Below are 15780 nucleotides of genomic sequence, written 5' to 3'. Positions count from 1 at the left end.
TTTAGTCCGCCACTCGCGCCTGCCGCCCACCGCGCCGTTTGGGCGTCGTTGGAGCGACCAAACCTTCTTTCAGTGTCTTTGTCATCGGGTGATCCGCCGGTTCAGCCGCGTGGCGGTCCAGCAGGGCCTTGATCCCGTCATGTGGCGCCCCATGATAGCTAAGCGCCCAATCGAGGAAAATCGATCGGCACTCAGGCGCAGAGATACCTTCAATCTTGAATGCTTCTTCCATGAGCCCCTTGGGGTCCAACGCGTCACCTTTTGCCATGTTCGTCCCCTACCAGCTCTGAAATTACGTCCGCTGCCTGCGTGCATGTGCTGTCCATCAAAGCGGCCAGCGCGTCAAGGTCGCCCGCACCGGTTTCCCGCGCAAGGAACCGACAGCCGCCCTCCCCCAGTTTGTCCGCATCCAGCCCTGTGCCAAGCAAAAGCTGTGACGCCGCCTGCACCGTCCAACAGAGCGATGCAGCGTCACTAAGGGATGCTGCTTGTCCTGCGTCCAATGCGCCGGACGTCACGCCATCAGAGATCTGATCCATTGTTGCACGGCTGGTCGCAGCAGATTGTAGCGCAACCAATTGCCCAGCAAGTTCAACATCTTGCAAGCGACCTGCGCCAATCTTGGCATCCCATGGCCCCTGCTGAGGTTTGGCGCTGGCGATACGGCGGCGCATATCCCCGACATCCGCAGCAACCGTTTCACCGCTGGCTTTGGCCTGCAAAACCCGCAAGCGCACCGCATCCACGTCCGCGGCCAAGCTCTCATCCCCCGCGACAACCCGCGCGCGCGTCAACGCAAGGTGCTCCCACGTCCAAGCCTCGTTCAATTGATAGGGTTCAAAACCAGAAAATGCCGTCGCGACGGGCCCCTGCCCGCCAGACGGACGCAATCGCATATCGACCTCATATAGACGGCCTTCGGCCATTGGCGCCGTCGCGGCAGTCACCAGTGCTTGCGTCAATCGCGCATAATAGGGCCGCGTCGCCAAGGGACGTTTGCCGTCGGAGTTTTCAACATCCAGCCCATCGTAAATAACGATCAAATCAAGATCAGACGCCGCATGAAGTCGCCCCGCCCCAAGGGATCCCATGCCAACAACCACAGCCCCCCGCCCAGGAGGATCGCCATGCTTTGTCGCAAAGTGTTCAACAACGACGGGGTAAAGCTCGCTCAGAACCGCGCTCGCTAGATCACAGTACTGGCGTCCCGCCTGTTCCGCATCTACCAACCCGCGCAGGTGGTGCACCCCAATCCGAAAGTGCCATTCCTTTTGCCAGCGCCGCGCGGCGTCCAACTTGGCCTCATAATCATCGGCGGAGGCCATCGCAGCTTTGATCAAGTCTCGCAGTACGCCTTCTTTAGGCCAATCAGAAAAGAAATCGCCCCCGATCACCGCGTCAAACACCGCCGAGTTGCGCCCAAGATACTGCGCCAATGCAGGGGCCGTCGCTGCGATATCGACGATCAGTTTGGTCAGTTGGGGGTTGGCCTCGAACAGTGAAAAGACCTGCACACCAGCGGGCAAGCCTTTTAGAAATTCATCAAAGGACGCTAAGGCTTCTTGTGGTTTCGCCGCATCGCCAAGGGCTTTCAATATCTGCGGTTTCAGGCGTTCAAAAATCGTCACAGCCCGATCAGATCGCAACGCAGGATAGGTCAGCCAGCGTTCGGTAATCTCTGCCCCGAACGCGTCGCTGTCCTCGGTCTCGCTTGGGGCAAAAAACCCTTCGGTGAGCGCGTGAACCTCTTCCAAGCGACTGTGCAGGTCCGCGCGCAGAGCTTTATCTTCAACCCCCATGAATGCCGCCAGACGGGCAAATTCTTCATCACTTCTTGGCAGATCGTGGGTCTGCGCATCGCGCAGCATCTGCAAACGGTGTTCAACTTCTCGGTGTTGGCGATAATGACGGGTCAGGACCTCTGCTTCGTCTTCGGGTACCCAGCCTGCCTTTGCTAAAGCCGCCAAAGCTGGCACGGTTTGGCGGCTGCGCAGAGACGCATCCCGCCCACCCGCGATCAATTGCCGTGTCTGGGCAAAGAATTCGATTTCTCGGATACCGCCCCGCCCAAGTTTCATATTGTGCCCCGGTAGGCTGATCTTACCGCCCAATCCTTTATGTTCGCGAATGCGCAACCGCATGTCATGGGCATCTTGGATAGCTACAAAATCCAAATGCTTGCGCCAAACAAATGGCGTGAGCGTCTTCAGGAATTTCTCACCGGATTCAATGTCACCCGACGCCGCCCTAGCCTTGATAAACGCGGCCCGTTCCCACGTCCGCCCGACGCTTTCGTAATACCGCTCTGCTGCTTCCATGGACAGGCACACAGGCGTCACTGACGGATCAGGCCGCAACCGCAAATCTGTTCGGAACACATAGCCGTCGCCCGTCAAATCACTGAGCATCGCGGACATCTTTCGTGTCACCCGCACAAAGGCGGACCGCGCATCGTGGAAATCATCAGGATCGAACCGCGTTTCATCAAACAGGCAGATAAGATCGATATCGCTGGAATAGTTGAGCTCGAACGCGCCGCCCTTGCCCATGGCAATGCTCACCATTCCGGCGGCAGTATCGGCGTCATCCTCACCCTGTCCGGGCAGTTTACCTCTTGCAATTTCCGCAGCCACCAATCGCTTCAAAGACACATCAACAGCGGCATCTGCCAAAAGCGACAGCGCGCGTGTCACGTCTTCTAGTGACCAAACCCCGCCGAGATCCGCCAACCCGGTCAGCAACGCAATCCGCCGTTTGGCCAATCGCAATCCCGCTGACAAATCCGCCAAAGGCAAAGCGGCAACCGCCTGTAGTTCGGCCTTTAACGCCGCTTCAGGGTCATCCAAAGCCCCGCGCAACCACGCGCCATCACGCGACAACAAGCCGTTCAGATACGGGCTGCATCCTGCCGCGCCACCAATCAGTTCGCGCACCTCGGGGCTGAAATCCCCAAAAGGTTCCAGCGCCTCAGCGGCTCGCTCGGGCTCAAACGGATGCGGAACCCGTGTAATTCGATCTGCAAAGTTCATTTTACGACTTTGGGCCGCAGCTCAGGGCTGGTCAACGGGTCAATCCATTGCCACCCTACCGAGATGAGTAAAAGCCTGAAACGAGTCGCCCGCACCCTTACCGAGGCGGGCCTAGATATCACCCCGATGGAAATGTCCGATCAGACAAGAACTGCCCAACAAGCGGCAGATGCTGCGGGCTGTCATATCGACCAAATCGCCAAATCCATCATTTTTCGTGGTGAGGAAAGCGGTGCTGCGATCCTGTTCATCACCGCAGGCGGCAACCAAGTGGATGCAGCCAAGGCCAGCGCACTGGCGGGTGAACCGTTAGGCAAAGCCGACGCCGCCCTGATCCGCACGCAAACGGGGTTTGCCATTGGCGGCGTCGCCCCTATCGGCCACTTGAACCCGATCCGCGCCTTTTGGGACCCGCGTTTGTCGGACTTCGATGTGGTCTTCGCCGCCGCCGGAACCCCGCGCCACATCTTTCCGATTGCGCCAGAAACGCTCAAGGCACTGTCAAACGCAATCGAGGCGGAATTCGTTTGATGATCCGTTTAATTGCATTTGCCTGCCTTTTTGCCGTTCCCGCCCATTCGGAAGAACTCAACCTGCCGGATGTCACCCATCTGCGCAATTCAGACCTGTTTGATTTGTCTGCTGTCCCGCCCCTGATCGTTCAACAGGCCATCGCTGCGTCGGAGGATCGCGACTACTTTGAAACCTTTCCAGCGTTTTCACCGATTTCGCAGGCAGTTGTGCGCAATTTTCTGGTCTCGCCGCAGCGAACACTAACCGCCAAAGCGATGGAAATCAGATTAGCCGCCGACCTTGCCAATGAGTTTACCCCAGAAGAAATCATGACCATGTACGCGGAACATGTCTATCTGGGTGCAGGCTGTTACGGATTTTCCGACGCGCTTGAGCATCGAATGGGAACACGGTTGGAACAGGCAACGCTGGCGCAGGTTCTGACCCTTGCGACGCTTTTGCGGGCTCCGATGATGTTTGAATCTCATCCAGATCGCCTGCCCCCCAGATATAACTCACTTGCCGTTCAGGGTGTCCTAATGGAGTTCTGGGATGCAGACACATCGCGAGAGTTGACTGGGGCTGGCCCAGCGGAAATCTTGCCTAACGGGCGCTGCTTGACCGAGTAAACCCTTCTCAAATTGATTTTTTACAACTGAAAAACAAAGCCTTACAAAGTAAATGTAAAAAACATTTACATTATACCTTGCGCCAACCGACTTACCGCCCCATCTTGGTAATGTGAAAAGCATTCACATCAAACGCAAACCAAGAACGGAGCACCCGAAATGACCACCTCGTCCACAAATATTGATTATGACGCCCCTTATGCGCGGCCAATGCGCGAGGGCGGTAACTGGTTCCAACGGTCCGAACGTTGGCTTGATGAACGTGGTAAGGGCGCATGGATCGCTACCATGGTTCTCGGCTTTATCTTCGTCTGGCCTGTCGGCCTCGCCCTTCTTGCCTACATGATCTGGAGTAAACGCATGTTTTCTGGAAACTGCGCCGCAAAGCGCCATCACCGTCACCAACGTCACCACGCCATGAGGTCCGCTATGTCCTCTTCAGGTAACGCCGCTTTTGACGCTTATAAGGCTGACACGCTGAACCGCCTCGAAGAAGAGCAAGCCAACTTTGAAGAGTTCCTCAAGCGCTTGCGTGACGCAAAAGACAAAGCCGAATTCGACCAGTTCATGGACGATCGTGCGACCCGCACCACGCAAGATGACGTCGCAGAAGACGATGCAAAGCCTGCTTAAACCAACACGGGCGCCCCTCACTGGGGCGCCTTCCCACCAACTCAAAGGGACACTTTAGATGACCATTTCCACCGATTTCGATTTTAAAACCAACCACGCGCATTCTGACCCGATGCCTGTCGCCGTCCAAGTTCTTTCAACCATCCTGTTCGCCGCCTTTGCGATCCCAGTCACAATCGTAGCTCTTAACGTATTCTGGCCTGCTGGCATCCTGATTGCCGTGATCCTTGCATGGCGCGGCGGGTTTGCCCCGACAGGCCGCCCATCGCCCGCCCCGCGCGACATGGACGAAGCGATGAAATCGTTGATGCCAACCACCGCACAACGCAGCAGCGGCAACGCAAGCTTTGATGCCTACCGCCATGATATGATTGAACGTTTAGAAGTCGAGCAAGAGAACTTTGAAGGTTTCCTGTCCCGCCTGCGCCATGCCAAAGACCAGTCAGAGTTTGACGCGTTTTTGGATCAACGTGCGGCAGCTTTAGACGACTAACACCCCACTTCGATGCGCCCAGTCCCCTGACGCATTGAAGGCAAAGGCTGGCGATCCCTCAAACATGGACGTCCCATCCATGCCCCCAAGACTCGCCAGCCTTTGCCCCATTTCTGAACGTCTCCCAATTCACAAACTGGCCCCGTCAGGCCTTAGCCAATTGGCGCAAAATCGCGACTTGCCGCCCAGCCGTTGGGTTTGTTAGGCTTAAGCTATCCAATGTTGAATTGAGTGTGCATGCGTCATAGCCTTCCCATAGCCCCGCAGTTCTACGTAACTGCGCCGCAACCCTGTCCCTATTTGGATGGCCGGATGGAACGCAAATTGTTCACGGCATTGCAAGGCGGCGGTGCGGAAACCCTCAACAACAGCTTATCCAAACAAGGGTTTCGACGGTCGCAGAATGTGCTGTACCGCCCGTCCTGTTCGGAATGTAGCGCCTGTCTGTCCGCGCGCATCAGGATTGCTGACTTCGCCCCTTCCAAAAGCCAGAAACGCGTTACAAAGCGCAATAGCGCGCTGGAAAGATCGGCCTCGTCCCCTTGGGCGACAGAAGCCCAATACACTTTGTTCAGTGACTATCTGGAAAGCCGCCATGCCTCTGGTGGCATGGCTGATATGGACCTGTTTGAATTTGCGGCCATGGTCGAAGAAACCCCGATCCGCACCCGCCTGATAGAATACAAAGACCCCGCCGCGCTTGCAGATGATCGCTATGAGGCCCTGCGTGCAGTGTGCCTAACGGATATCTTGGATGACGGGCTATCGATGGTCTATTCCTTCTTTGCCCCCGAACTGATGAAGAACTCACTTGGGACTTATCTGATCCTAGATCACATAAAGATCGCGCAGGAACTTGGCCTACCTTATATCTATCTTGGCTATTGGGTCCCCGGCTCGGAAAAGATGGGCTACAAGGCGAAATTCAAAGGTGTCGAAGTGTTTCGCAAAGGCGAATGGGAACCCCTTCAAGACCCCGAAGACTATTCCAACGAATTGAACCCGATGTCTATTGAACCGATTGCAGAGCAAGTCTCGCGGATTGCCCTGCCCGATCAGCAAAGCTGAAGACGCCGCGCCAGTTCGCTCAAATTCTGCGTGACAGGCTTGCCAGCCACAATCATCCAACGTCTGCATCGAACCCAAAGCGAAGACTGCTGCTGAAAACGGATGACTGTTACCCGCCAGTCAGGCAAGAACCTTCAATAACGTCTTAAGTTTGAGGCGGGGCTTATGGTGCAATTATGACCACATCCGTAAATTGACCAATGGTTATCAGACACTGTACGCTGAACCCATGTCAACTTGGGTAATCAGCGCTGTTCGATGGGCCGTCTTGTTGCGACACCCACGCCTGGCGTACTGGTATTATAAAGTTGATCGATCACATAGGCTGCCTAATCCGGCCAGACCACGAACGATGAATGAGAAGTACTTCTGGCGGAAAATATTTGACCGTAGTCCCGAATTCACCGAGATTTCAGACAAGTTGCGCGTTCGGGATTGGTTGGCGAAGAACCAGATCGAAATCGACTCACCACCCGTTGTTTGGACGGGAACAGACCCCACCAAAATCCCAGACGATCTCTTGGCAAAAGGTGTTGTCGCGAAAGCGAACCACGGCAGCGGTACGAACATAATATTGCACGATGCCCCCCAAAATCGCGCAGCCTTTAATCGGCGGATGCGCCGTTATCTGCGAAAGCCGCAAGGGCGAAAAAGGTTGGAGTGGGCCTACTTCGGGATAGCTCGCAAGATCATGATTGAAACGCTCATTCCTAACATCACCACTGAATTCAAGGTCTACACGTTTGGGGAACGTATCGAGCGACTTGTTATCATTTACGACCGTTTCAGTGATGATGTTGCTGATGTCTGGCTGCCTGATGGCCAAGGGAATTGGGTGCTTTTTGAGGGCGCCGCTGCGGTAGCCAAACGAGCAAACCGGCCTTTGCCGGAGAACACCAAGGAAGCACTAAAAATCGCACGCCAAATTGGTCGCCATTTTGATCACATGCGGGTGGATATCCTTTCGGACGGCCATAAACTGTGGTTCAGCGAACTCACGATCTACAACATGGCGGGGTACTTACCTCTTGTTGGCGACGTTTCGAGCGAGGCTGTAAACACGTCTTGGAACCTCAAGGGAAGTTGGTTTATGCGCACGCCACAAAAGGGTTGGAAGGAACTATATTCTGCCGAATTGCGGAAGCTCCTTACCTCAGATGACAGCTAACTTCATCAGCGAAGCGGTCACCAGTAACCGCAATGAACTGCCATTCCGATACTGCTCTTTCACCGCCACTTGCTCGAGCCAAGAAAGCGCACCACAAAGAGCCTATTCTTACTTTCCGTGCAGGTGTTGCTGGCGGTTCAACCCCGGGCCTCCCTTACATGACGCCAACTGGGATCTGCGCTGTGTGGCTCCATTGGCGTGGCGACTTACCATACATGCGTTTGAACTCCCTGCTGAACTGCGAAGAACTTACGTATCCCACGTCCAAGGCCGCCTCGTTCACTGTCATGCCGCCAGCGATCTTCATCGCTGCATTGTTCAGCTTCATCGACTTCATGAATTGGATCGGTGACATCTTCGTTGCCTCTTTGAACCTGCGGTGAAACACGGCGCGGCTCATCCCGACCTGAGAAGCCATCTCGTCGATTGTGACAGGCTCGTTCAATCGATTGGAGAGGTAGTCGATGGTCCGCGCTATCTCGTTGCCAACACCAAAGGCCCGCTTCGCTGCGCCCCCCGCCTCGCCCTTCAGCACGGCATAATAAAGCTCGCGAAGCCGCCCCGGCCCAAGTACCGCCGCGTCCGTCGGGCTGTCTAGCAATTCCAAAAGCCTGAGGAGCGCCTGAGTGAAGTCCGCATCCCACCGTGCCAGCGTGAGCCCCTGCGGGGCCGCCCCGTCTGGCTTGCGGATAGAACTGGTCGAGGTCTCGATCTCGATAGAAAGCTCAGTCATAACCCGTCCGTCGAGCGCGATCAGCGCGCCGATCAACGGGTCCTCTGGCGATGCCTGCGGTGCGCCCGCCTCGACCGGCATGGTCATCGGGCAGCACATGTATCGGCTACTGTCATAGACATGCCGTTCACCGTCGAGAACGGCTTCTTTCACTCCGCTGACAATTGCAACAACTGTGGGTTCATAGACGGCAGGCGCACAAGGCATTGCGTCGGTGACCCGATAAAGTTGCACGCCTTTCAAAGCGGTATCCACCAAGCCGGCCTCTGGAAGGTGGCGTTCGATTAATGTTTTAATCTGCTTACTGCTCATAGCGCTAAGCTGGCATGGAAAATCGAAACGCTCAATAGTGCTGAGACAATCGGGCAAGTATTCGCGACAATCCCGCCTATTTTGGACCCGCATCGAGAGTTACTTACTTTCTTAAGATGAACTCAACGATACAGAAATTGCCGGAAGGAGTATCAAGATGGCTGACAAAACATTCGGGCCAAACGGCTGGACCCCAGAGCGCCTCGGCGATCTCAAGGGCAAGACCTTTCTCATCACCGGCGCCAACGGCGGAGCCGGCTTTCAGGCAGCGCGCACGCTTCTAAAGAAAAACGCATCGGTTGTGATGCTCAACCGCTCGTCCGAGAAGTCGCAAACGGCCATCGCCGAACTTAAGAACGAATTCGGCCAAGGTGCTGCGGTGAGCTTCATACGGATGGACCTTGCCTCATTGACAAGCGTGCGCGAAGCCGCTGCTGAGGTCTTGAAGACAGTCCCGCGGATCGACGCCCTGATGTGCAACGCCGCCATCGCACAAGTTCCGACCCAACAGCATACTGTCGATGGTTTTGAAAGCATGCTTGGCACCAACCATTATGGCCACTTTCTGTTGGCCGGGCTGTTGTTTGAGCGGATCGAAGAAACCAAAGGCCGCATCGTCGTCGTCAGCAGCCTTGGCTATAATATGGGGATCAAAACCATCCAGTTTGACGACATGAACTGGGACAAGAACTACCACCAGAACAAAACCTATTCTCAAAGCAAGCTGGCCCAGATGATGTTTGCTTACGAACTGCAGGACAAGCTGGCAGCGGCGGGCAAGACAGACGTTAAGGTCTATGTCTGCCACCCCGGTTCATCGCGGACCTCGTTGATCACGAATAGTGGCAACGGGCTTACGCGGTTCATGTTCTGGATCATGACCAAATTGCCAATCACACAATCGGCCGAAAAAGGATCATGGCCAGAGGTCATGTGCGCCACCGAGGAAGGTTTGGAACAGCGCGCACTATACGGCCCCACTGGCCGCGCGGAATTTGTTGGCCCTGTCGGCAAAGGCACCCTGCATCCCCACGCCTATGACAAACCAGTCATCGAACGGCTTTGGAGCGTTTCGGAAGAGGCAACAGGGTTCGAGTGGAAACTTTAACGAACCGAACCGGACACACAGCCCACGACGGGTCCGCAACCGAAAACACAACGATGGGCCGTTTAACTCGGCCCATCATGTGGCAAGTATCCTTGGGCACATTCAATATCGGCCTCGGTGGGAAATACTGCATCGGACCCGATAGTAAATTGGAGATCGCTTGATTGAATGCCACGCAAGAAAAAAGCGCCTGAAAAGGCGCTTTGATCGATTTTTCACGGTCACAACTTTGGTCAGGAACGCGCCTTTCGACGGCGGGCCAAAAGACCAGCTCCAACTAATCCGAACGCCAACAGCGGTAAACTAGCAGGCACTGGCACTACGGGAATGTCGGGAACCAAATTTGTCTTAATACTACCACCTGGATTGGTGGTGCTCTGCGCCCGCACAGCAAAACCTGAAAACGGGCTGTTTGCGAGGGTAGCTGTCGTTGAAATATCAAACACGACAGATTTCACGAAATTGATACCCCCCTGTCCGCCGCCACCGTTTTCGCCAATGCGAATGATGTAATCAAACAAGGTGGCGCTGCCGGCTCCATTAAAGTTACAGCCCCCGCCACAGGTGTTTTGGCTCATGGTGTTGTCGCCAAACAGCTCTAGGTCGATTACGCTAGCGGTGTCGTCCGCTCTTGTCGCGCTAACGAAAGATATATCGCTTTGACTGAGTGACGTCCCCGAGAAATTAAATGCAAGCCCTAAGAAGTCTGCCGTTCCAACTGTTGTCGAAAGGCTAAAGCGCAAGTTGCCCGCTGAAATAGTGTCATCAACAACCATCGTCATTGACGGCGTCGTTTCAGCATTTGTGAAGGTCATCGTTGCGGCTGTTGCGGTTGTTGCCAGCCCCGAAGTTAAAACGGAGGCCACAACCAGTGCGCGAATTTTACCAAACATAATCTATTCATCCCCTATTTTCGAATCGTACTTAAATATTTGTCGTCGTGCAGAAATTGCCGAAATTGGCACTAAAAAATTAGCTATTTATAGACGCTATTATATGATTTGAACGGCCACGCCTCAAGCAACTCAAGGTTGCGAGGCGACAAAGGGTTAATAATTGGGGCTGTAATTACTCCATATTTTCCGTCCCAGTTGATGCTCTCATGCCCATCCAACTTTGGTGAATTTTCATCGCCAACGTCTGCAACTCCGACAACAGTACGGCTTGAAATTGCAAATGATTTTGGCTCGAACGGTGTGTCTCTGCGAGTGACGCCAGTATCAGGTTTGGCTTTGAAAAAGTCATGGCATCACAGTTGTCAAAGCTAGTCCGTTGCCCACAGCAGACATCGGTTGAGAAACATGTGTGCCTCACTTGGGGGGCGCGCCCTATTCTTGATAGCCAAGACACAGATCGAAAAAAGGGCGCCCGACTAAGGCGCCCTCTTCTAATCCTATGACCCTAAGATCAGTTCAGCAGGTTTGGCACGATCGTCACGATGCTTGGCACCAGTGCAAGGATCAGCAAGCCGCCGACCTGGATCAGCACGAATGGCAAGACACCGCGGTAGATGTGGCCAGTTGTGACCTCTTTCGGGGCGACCCCGCGCAGGTAGAACAAGGCGAACCCGAATGGTGGTGTCAGGAACGATGTCTGCAAGTTCACCGCGATCATGATTGTTACCCATTTCGGATCGAACGTGCCGCCGTAGATGACAGGTCCAACGATTGGGATAACGATGTAGATGATCTCAAGGAAGTCGAGAACGAAGCCCAGCACGAAGAGCACCAGCATAACGATCAAGAACACAGTCCATTCTTCGTCAAAGCTGCGCAGGAACTGCTGGATGTAATGTTCGCCACCGAACGAGATCACGACCAAGTTCAACAGTTGAGAGCCGATGAGGATGGTGAACACCATGCTCGTCACTTTTGCAGTTTCGCGCACAACTGGCGTCAGGATGCCGCCAAGCCACAACACTGTACAAGCATAAAGCAGACCGAACATCGCAAACAAGAACATCGAGAACGCGAAGAGGAAGGCGATATAGTCTTCAAATGCCACGTCCTCTTGGCCGATACGCATGTCAAAGTTCACCCCGACAATAAGCAACAGCGCAATCGCGCCTGTGGCCAGCAAGATGATCTTGCCCGACTTTTCATCATCCGCAAGCTTGCGATAGGCCGCCAACATGATCGCCCCTGCCGCACCAAGTGCAGCCGCAGGCGTCGGGTTGGTGATCCCACCAAGGATTGACCCCAGCACAGCCACGATCAAAACCAGCGGTGGGAAGACCACGCGCAGCAGATCGTTTTTGGCAAGGCGCCCCATGGCTGGAATCAATGTCCAGCACACCAGCAACAACGGCAGGATGATAATCAAAGTCGTCACCCCTGGCGTCGTCAGCGGATTAATCAGCCCGACATCAGCCAGCAAGATCAGCACGACTCCGACACCACCAATCAGAAGTGGTGTGGGATCAGCGCTAGGTGCAACCCCACGTGCAGTTGTCAGGATCAACGCGAGCAGCAGTGCCATAACAGCGATGCCCGTACCGATAACCGGCGCGTCATCGACCTTCTGGGCGATCAACGCAGAGCGTTCTTCTTCGCTTAGCGCACGGGCTTCTGCGACGCCACCAGCGTCGTCGATTGCCGCTTGCTCAGCCAATGCAGCGCTCCATGCTTCTTCGCCGTGCAGTTCAAGCATTGCCGCCGCACATTCATCCGATACGCCTGTCCGCAAGCTGGCCGTTTGACCTGCATCGGTAAAGCTATCGACGATCACAGACTGGCTGCCGACAACGCCGAGGTTCATCAAGAACACCAGAGCAATGATCAGACCACCAGGCACAGCAAGGAACCATGTCAGCCCTTCGTTGCGTGTGATGGGTTCACCCGTACCGCCACCTACATCAACAGCAGGTGCTTTGTGTGGGTTCAACATCGCAAACCCGAAAGCGTAAGCCGCATAAAGAAACGCTAGCAATATACCCGGCAACAGCGCCGCTTGGAACAACGTCCCAACCGAAACCACCGCAGGTTCACCAAGATAGGTCAAGGCATCAGAACACCCGACCAACTGCGCACGTTCTTCTTGGGCTGCCGAATAAAGGTCACCCGCCAACGTGCCCAGAAGCACGATAACAATAGATGGAGGAATGATCTGCCCCAAAGTCCCGGACGCAGCGATAACACCCGTCGCGAGTTCTTTTGAATAGCCGGCACGCAACATGGTTGGCAGGGACAAAAGGCCCATCGTCACAACCGTCGCGCCTACAATCCCTGTAGAGGCCGCCAAGAACGCCCCCACAACAACAACCGACACAGCCAGACCGCCCGGCAATGGACCGAACACCCGCGACATTGTTGTCAGCAGATCATCGGCGATTTTGGAGCGTTCCAAGGTAATGCCCATCAGGACGAACATCACAACCGCTAGCAGCGTTTCAATCGACTGCCCCGCAAGAACACGTTCGTTCATCCGGTTCACAACAAACGACAGGTTGCGGTCCAAGGCCGTTTCCCAACCACCCACAAAAACATTTTCTGCAATTCGCGGTAAATCAGGGAACCTGAAGGTCGATATCGCGTCCGCCCTCACCCCATCTGCAATCAGGGCTGCGTATTCAGCTGACCCTTTATCAATCGCTTGGTGGATCAGATAACCGCCTGAATCCAGCGCCGCGATAATAGCGAATGAAATAACCGCCGCGCCACCAATGGCAAACGCCACTGGAAAACCTGACAAAATCCCGCCGAATAGGCACAGGAATACGATGATAAGGCCAATTTCGACCCCGTCCAAACCAAAGAGCATTAGTGTGTCCCCTCAAATGCTTCTTGGCCTTCGCCAAGGCTATCACGGTCTAGGTGTTTACCTACGCTGCCTTCTCCTTCGACCAGTTCCAGATAGGAGCGGTAGAAGAACGCGACCGCTTGCAGCAAGACCAGCGCAGTGAAGGTCACAAGCAAGATTTTAAATAGGAAGTAGGCGTTAAACCCGTTCGGGCTGAAGCCGATTGTTTCGATGTTCCAACGCAGAGCCCGTGCCTTAGTGATCAGGCGATCAAGGCTGTCTGAGGCCGATGGGTTCGGCACCACCATATGCCGCCACAGGAAATACCAGCCATACATCCACGTCAGGACTGCGGCAGGCACCATAAAGATGATGGACCCGATCATATCGATCACACGTTTCGTACGGTGGCTGACAGCGGAATAGACCAAATCGACCCGCACGTGGCTGCCTTGAACGAACGTATAGGTCACACAAAGGCAGACAATCATAGCATTATAGAGCTTCAGGCTTTCGGCCCACCAGCTTACGTCGTGGGTGATCGCCATGCCGAACCCGATGGAAATCTCAGACACCGCGAACACGCGCTGCATGAAGATGATCACCACTTGGATCAGCACCATCAACAAACCCGACCACGCAAAGAAACGCCCGACCGTGTTGGCAAAACCCTCCAGCGCGCGCACACAACCCCACATAAACGGGCGGTATGAAAACGCAGCGATCGTCACCAGTAAGAAGATGCTGAATACTGCAAAGAACAACTCAACCGAACCGCCAAAGTAAATGAACCGCATCAGCGATTCCTTCACAGCCGCATCTGGCATATTGCCATTCACATAAGGCAACCATGCCAGCCATTCGGCGGGGTGCGTTACTGCGTAAGCAATGTTGTAAAATGCTTCAAGAATATTGGCGAAGAACCAAACAAGGCTGTTCCAAATTGCGCCCAATACTGTCGCTGCGGGTTCTATGGGGTCCGCTCCTTCAGGGACATTCCCCTGAAGCCGTTCAACCCAAACCGTAAATCCGTTTTCGTAGGATGCCCAGAAGCCCTCTTGCGCGGCGTCTTCTTCCATGTCCCTGCCCCCATTCGTGGTCTTGAATTATGCTCACCGATCCCAAACCAGTGAGGAGAAAGCCCCGCCGTTTCCGGCGGGGCCCCTTTTCTTATTGCCGGTCAAATAGACCAGCGCACGGGCTTAGCCGCCCATTACGCGGTCACGCTGTGTGCGGTACGCACCTTCGGATTTGGAAATCCAGGAAGAAGACGCAGCCATGGAAGCGTTGTAGGACGCGCGAACACGGTCATACAGTTCATCACCAGCGTACTGGTCCATAGTTTCAGAAGCAGCAACGCCCATCGCATCCCAAACAGAGTCAGGGAATTCCAGAACCTTAACACCACCGGCTTGCAGACGCTCAAGCGCCGCACCGTTGTTGTTCATGAACTGAGCAAGGTTCCACTGGTGTGCTTCGCCAGATGCGATCTCGACGATCTTCTGGTGCGCTGGGGACAGCTCGTTGAACACGTCAAGGTTTGTCGCCAAGGACAGGCCTGCGCCCGGCTCGTGCATACCCGCTGTGTAGTAGAACTTGGTGATTTCTTGGAAACCAGCCTTTTCATCAGCCCATGGGCCGATCCACTCGGTGCCGTCGATGGCGCCGGATGCGAGGGCTTGGTACACTTCAGCACCTGGAAGGTTCTGGATGGAAGCACCCATGTTACCAAGAGCTTGACCACCGAGGCCAGGCATACGGAACTTCAGACCTTGGAAGTCTTCTGGGCCTGTGATCTCGCTCGAGAACCAACCACCAGCCTGTGGGCCAGTGTTACCTGCGAGGAAGGATTTCAGACCAAAGATTTCACCCAGCTCGGAGTGCAGATCGTGGCCTTCACCGTTGTAGTACCAGTTCATCAGTTCCTGTGGGGACATGCCGAATGGTACGGATGTGAAGAATGCATATGCAGGGTGCTGACCTACGAAGTAATAGTCAGCGCCGTGGTACATGTCTGCTTGCCCGGATGTAACCGCGTCAAACACTTCGAATGCGCCAACAAGTTCGCCAGCAGCTTTCAGGTCGATGGTCAAAGTGCCATCAGACATTGCTGTGATCGTGTCAGCTGCGCGTTGCGCTGCATCGTGAACACCCGCAAGGCCACGGCCCCACGTTGTTACCATTGTCAGTGTGCGGTTGCCTTGAGCGTACGCAGGTGCAGCAAGAGTTGTCGCTGCGGCGGCTGTGCCACCAAGTGCGGAATTCTTTAGAAAAGAACGACGATCCATATGTTATTTCCTCCCATGGAATTAGGCGCCTTCCCTCTCCCAAGGGTCGGCAGATCGTTTCAAGTCCT

Annotated in this window: 14 protein-coding genes; 7 read left to right on the top strand and 7 right to left on the bottom strand. The window is 54.8% G+C overall.

Features of this window, described 5'->3' with window-relative positions; genetic code table 11:
* Position 1: 1 nt before the first annotated feature.
* Together L0666_RS01195 and L0666_RS01190 are read right to left on the bottom strand one after the other, a co-directional pair.
* Positions 2-268 carry a hypothetical protein gene (locus tag L0666_RS01195; RefSeq protein ID WP_235257292.1) on the bottom strand — a complete coding sequence of 89 codons (267 nt, stop codon included), beginning with the start codon at positions 266-268 and terminating at the stop codon, positions 2-4.
* Positions 255-3029: a [protein-PII] uridylyltransferase family protein gene (locus L0666_RS01190; protein WP_235257290.1), complete on the bottom strand. Its 2775-nt coding sequence runs from the start codon at positions 3027-3029 to the stop codon at positions 255-257. Before L0666_RS01190 ends, L0666_RS01195 begins: the two co-directional genes overlap by 14 nt.
* 63 nt (positions 3030-3092) lie before the next feature.
* Here L0666_RS01190 and L0666_RS01185 point away from each other — a divergent pair, with 63 nt between their 5' ends.
* The 6 genes from L0666_RS01185 (at position 3093) to L0666_RS01160 (ending at position 7533) form a co-directional block, all read left to right on the top strand.
* The gene (locus L0666_RS01185) at positions 3093-3560 is read left to right on the top strand and encodes a YbaK/EbsC family protein (RefSeq protein ID WP_235257288.1); all 468 of its coding nucleotides are present in this window, start codon (positions 3093-3095) and stop codon (positions 3558-3560) included.
* Positions 3560-4171: a transglycosylase domain-containing protein gene (locus L0666_RS01180; protein WP_235257286.1), complete on the top strand. Its 612-nt coding sequence runs from the start codon at positions 3560-3562 to the stop codon at positions 4169-4171. The genes L0666_RS01185 and L0666_RS01180 overlap by 1 nt, the downstream gene beginning before the upstream one ends.
* A gap of 159 nt (positions 4172-4330) precedes the next feature.
* Positions 4331-4804: a DUF2852 domain-containing protein gene (locus L0666_RS01175; RefSeq protein ID WP_418887966.1), complete on the top strand. Its 474-nt coding sequence runs from the start codon at positions 4331-4333 to the stop codon at positions 4802-4804.
* 58 nt (positions 4805-4862) lie between these two features.
* Complete coding sequence (locus tag L0666_RS01170; RefSeq protein WP_235257284.1) at positions 4863-5297, top strand: DUF2852 domain-containing protein; 435 nt, start codon at positions 4863-4865, stop codon at positions 5295-5297.
* A gap of 237 nt (positions 5298-5534) precedes the next feature.
* Positions 5535-6365: an arginyltransferase gene (locus tag L0666_RS01165; protein ID WP_235257281.1), complete on the top strand. Its 831-nt coding sequence runs from the start codon at positions 5535-5537 to the stop codon at positions 6363-6365.
* A gap of 352 nt (positions 6366-6717) precedes the next feature.
* On the top strand, positions 6718-7533 hold the full coding sequence (locus tag L0666_RS01160) for an ATP-grasp fold amidoligase family protein (protein ID WP_235257279.1): 816 nt from the start codon (positions 6718-6720) through the stop codon (positions 7531-7533).
* Between the two features lie 154 nt (positions 7534-7687).
* Here L0666_RS01160 and L0666_RS01155 read toward each other — a convergent pair whose 3' ends face one another.
* Positions 7688-8578, bottom strand: coding sequence for an AraC family transcriptional regulator (locus L0666_RS01155; RefSeq protein ID WP_235257277.1), 891 nt, complete (start codon positions 8576-8578; stop codon positions 7688-7690).
* 157 nt (positions 8579-8735) lie between these two features.
* Here L0666_RS01155 and L0666_RS01150 point away from each other — a divergent pair, with 157 nt between their 5' ends.
* Positions 8736-9686: an SDR family oxidoreductase gene (locus L0666_RS01150; RefSeq protein WP_235257275.1), complete on the top strand. Its 951-nt coding sequence runs from the start codon at positions 8736-8738 to the stop codon at positions 9684-9686.
* 233 nt (positions 9687-9919) lie between these two features.
* Here L0666_RS01150 and L0666_RS01145 read toward each other — a convergent pair whose 3' ends face one another.
* The 4 genes from L0666_RS01145 to L0666_RS01130 form a co-directional block, all read right to left on the bottom strand.
* On the bottom strand, positions 9920-10579 hold the full coding sequence (locus L0666_RS01145; RefSeq protein ID WP_235257273.1) for a PEP-CTERM sorting domain-containing protein: 660 nt from the start codon (positions 10577-10579) through the stop codon (positions 9920-9922).
* Positions 10580-11093: 514 nt separating this feature from the next.
* Positions 11094-13445, bottom strand: a complete 2352-nt coding sequence (locus L0666_RS01140; RefSeq protein WP_235257271.1) for a TRAP transporter large permease — start codon at positions 13443-13445, stop codon at positions 11094-11096.
* On the bottom strand, positions 13445-14503 hold the full coding sequence (locus L0666_RS01135; RefSeq protein ID WP_235257269.1) for a TRAP transporter small permease subunit: 1059 nt from the start codon (positions 14501-14503) through the stop codon (positions 13445-13447). The genes L0666_RS01140 and L0666_RS01135 overlap by 1 nt, the downstream gene beginning before the upstream one ends.
* 123 nt (positions 14504-14626) lie before the next feature.
* Positions 14627-15712 carry a TRAP transporter substrate-binding protein gene (locus L0666_RS01130; RefSeq protein WP_235257267.1) on the bottom strand — a complete coding sequence of 362 codons (1086 nt, stop codon included), beginning with the start codon at positions 15710-15712 and terminating at the stop codon, positions 14627-14629.
* Between the last annotated feature and the right edge of the window lie 68 nt (positions 15713-15780).

This window comes from Octadecabacter algicola, assembly GCF_021532625.1.
GTDB classification, from domain to species: domain Bacteria; phylum Pseudomonadota; class Alphaproteobacteria; order Rhodobacterales; family Rhodobacteraceae; genus Octadecabacter; species Octadecabacter algicola.
This window is presented reverse-complemented; position numbering and strand designations above follow the sequence as displayed.

Coding starts and splice junctions, on each gene's coding strand:
- L0666_RS01195 (WP_235257292.1), bottom strand. CDS start 268: ATGGCAAAAGGTGACGCGTTGGACCCCAAGGGGCTCATGGAAGAAGCA.
- L0666_RS01190 (WP_235257290.1), bottom strand. CDS start 3,029: ATGAACTTTGCAGATCGAATTACACGGGTTCCGCATCCGTTTGAGCCC.
- L0666_RS01185 (WP_235257288.1), top strand. CDS start 3,093: ATGAGTAAAAGCCTGAAACGAGTCGCCCGCACCCTTACCGAGGCGGGC.
- L0666_RS01180 (WP_235257286.1), top strand. CDS start 3,560: ATGATCCGTTTAATTGCATTTGCCTGCCTTTTTGCCGTTCCCGCCCAT.
- L0666_RS01175 (WP_418887966.1), top strand. CDS start 4,331: ATGACCACCTCGTCCACAAATATTGATTATGACGCCCCTTATGCGCGG.
- L0666_RS01170 (WP_235257284.1), top strand. CDS start 4,863: ATGACCATTTCCACCGATTTCGATTTTAAAACCAACCACGCGCATTCT.
- L0666_RS01165 (WP_235257281.1), top strand. CDS start 5,535: ATGCGTCATAGCCTTCCCATAGCCCCGCAGTTCTACGTAACTGCGCCG.
- L0666_RS01160 (WP_235257279.1), top strand. CDS start 6,718: ATGAATGAGAAGTACTTCTGGCGGAAAATATTTGACCGTAGTCCCGAA.
- L0666_RS01155 (WP_235257277.1), bottom strand. CDS start 8,578: ATGAGCAGTAAGCAGATTAAAACATTAATCGAACGCCACCTTCCAGAG.
- L0666_RS01150 (WP_235257275.1), top strand. CDS start 8,736: ATGGCTGACAAAACATTCGGGCCAAACGGCTGGACCCCAGAGCGCCTC.
- L0666_RS01145 (WP_235257273.1), bottom strand. CDS start 10,579: ATGTTTGGTAAAATTCGCGCACTGGTTGTGGCCTCCGTTTTAACTTCG.
- L0666_RS01140 (WP_235257271.1), bottom strand. CDS start 13,445: ATGCTCTTTGGTTTGGACGGGGTCGAAATTGGCCTTATCATCGTATTC.
- L0666_RS01135 (WP_235257269.1), bottom strand. CDS start 14,503: ATGGAAGAAGACGCCGCGCAAGAGGGCTTCTGGGCATCCTACGAAAAC.
- L0666_RS01130 (WP_235257267.1), bottom strand. CDS start 15,712: ATGGATCGTCGTTCTTTTCTAAAGAATTCCGCACTTGGTGGCACAGCC.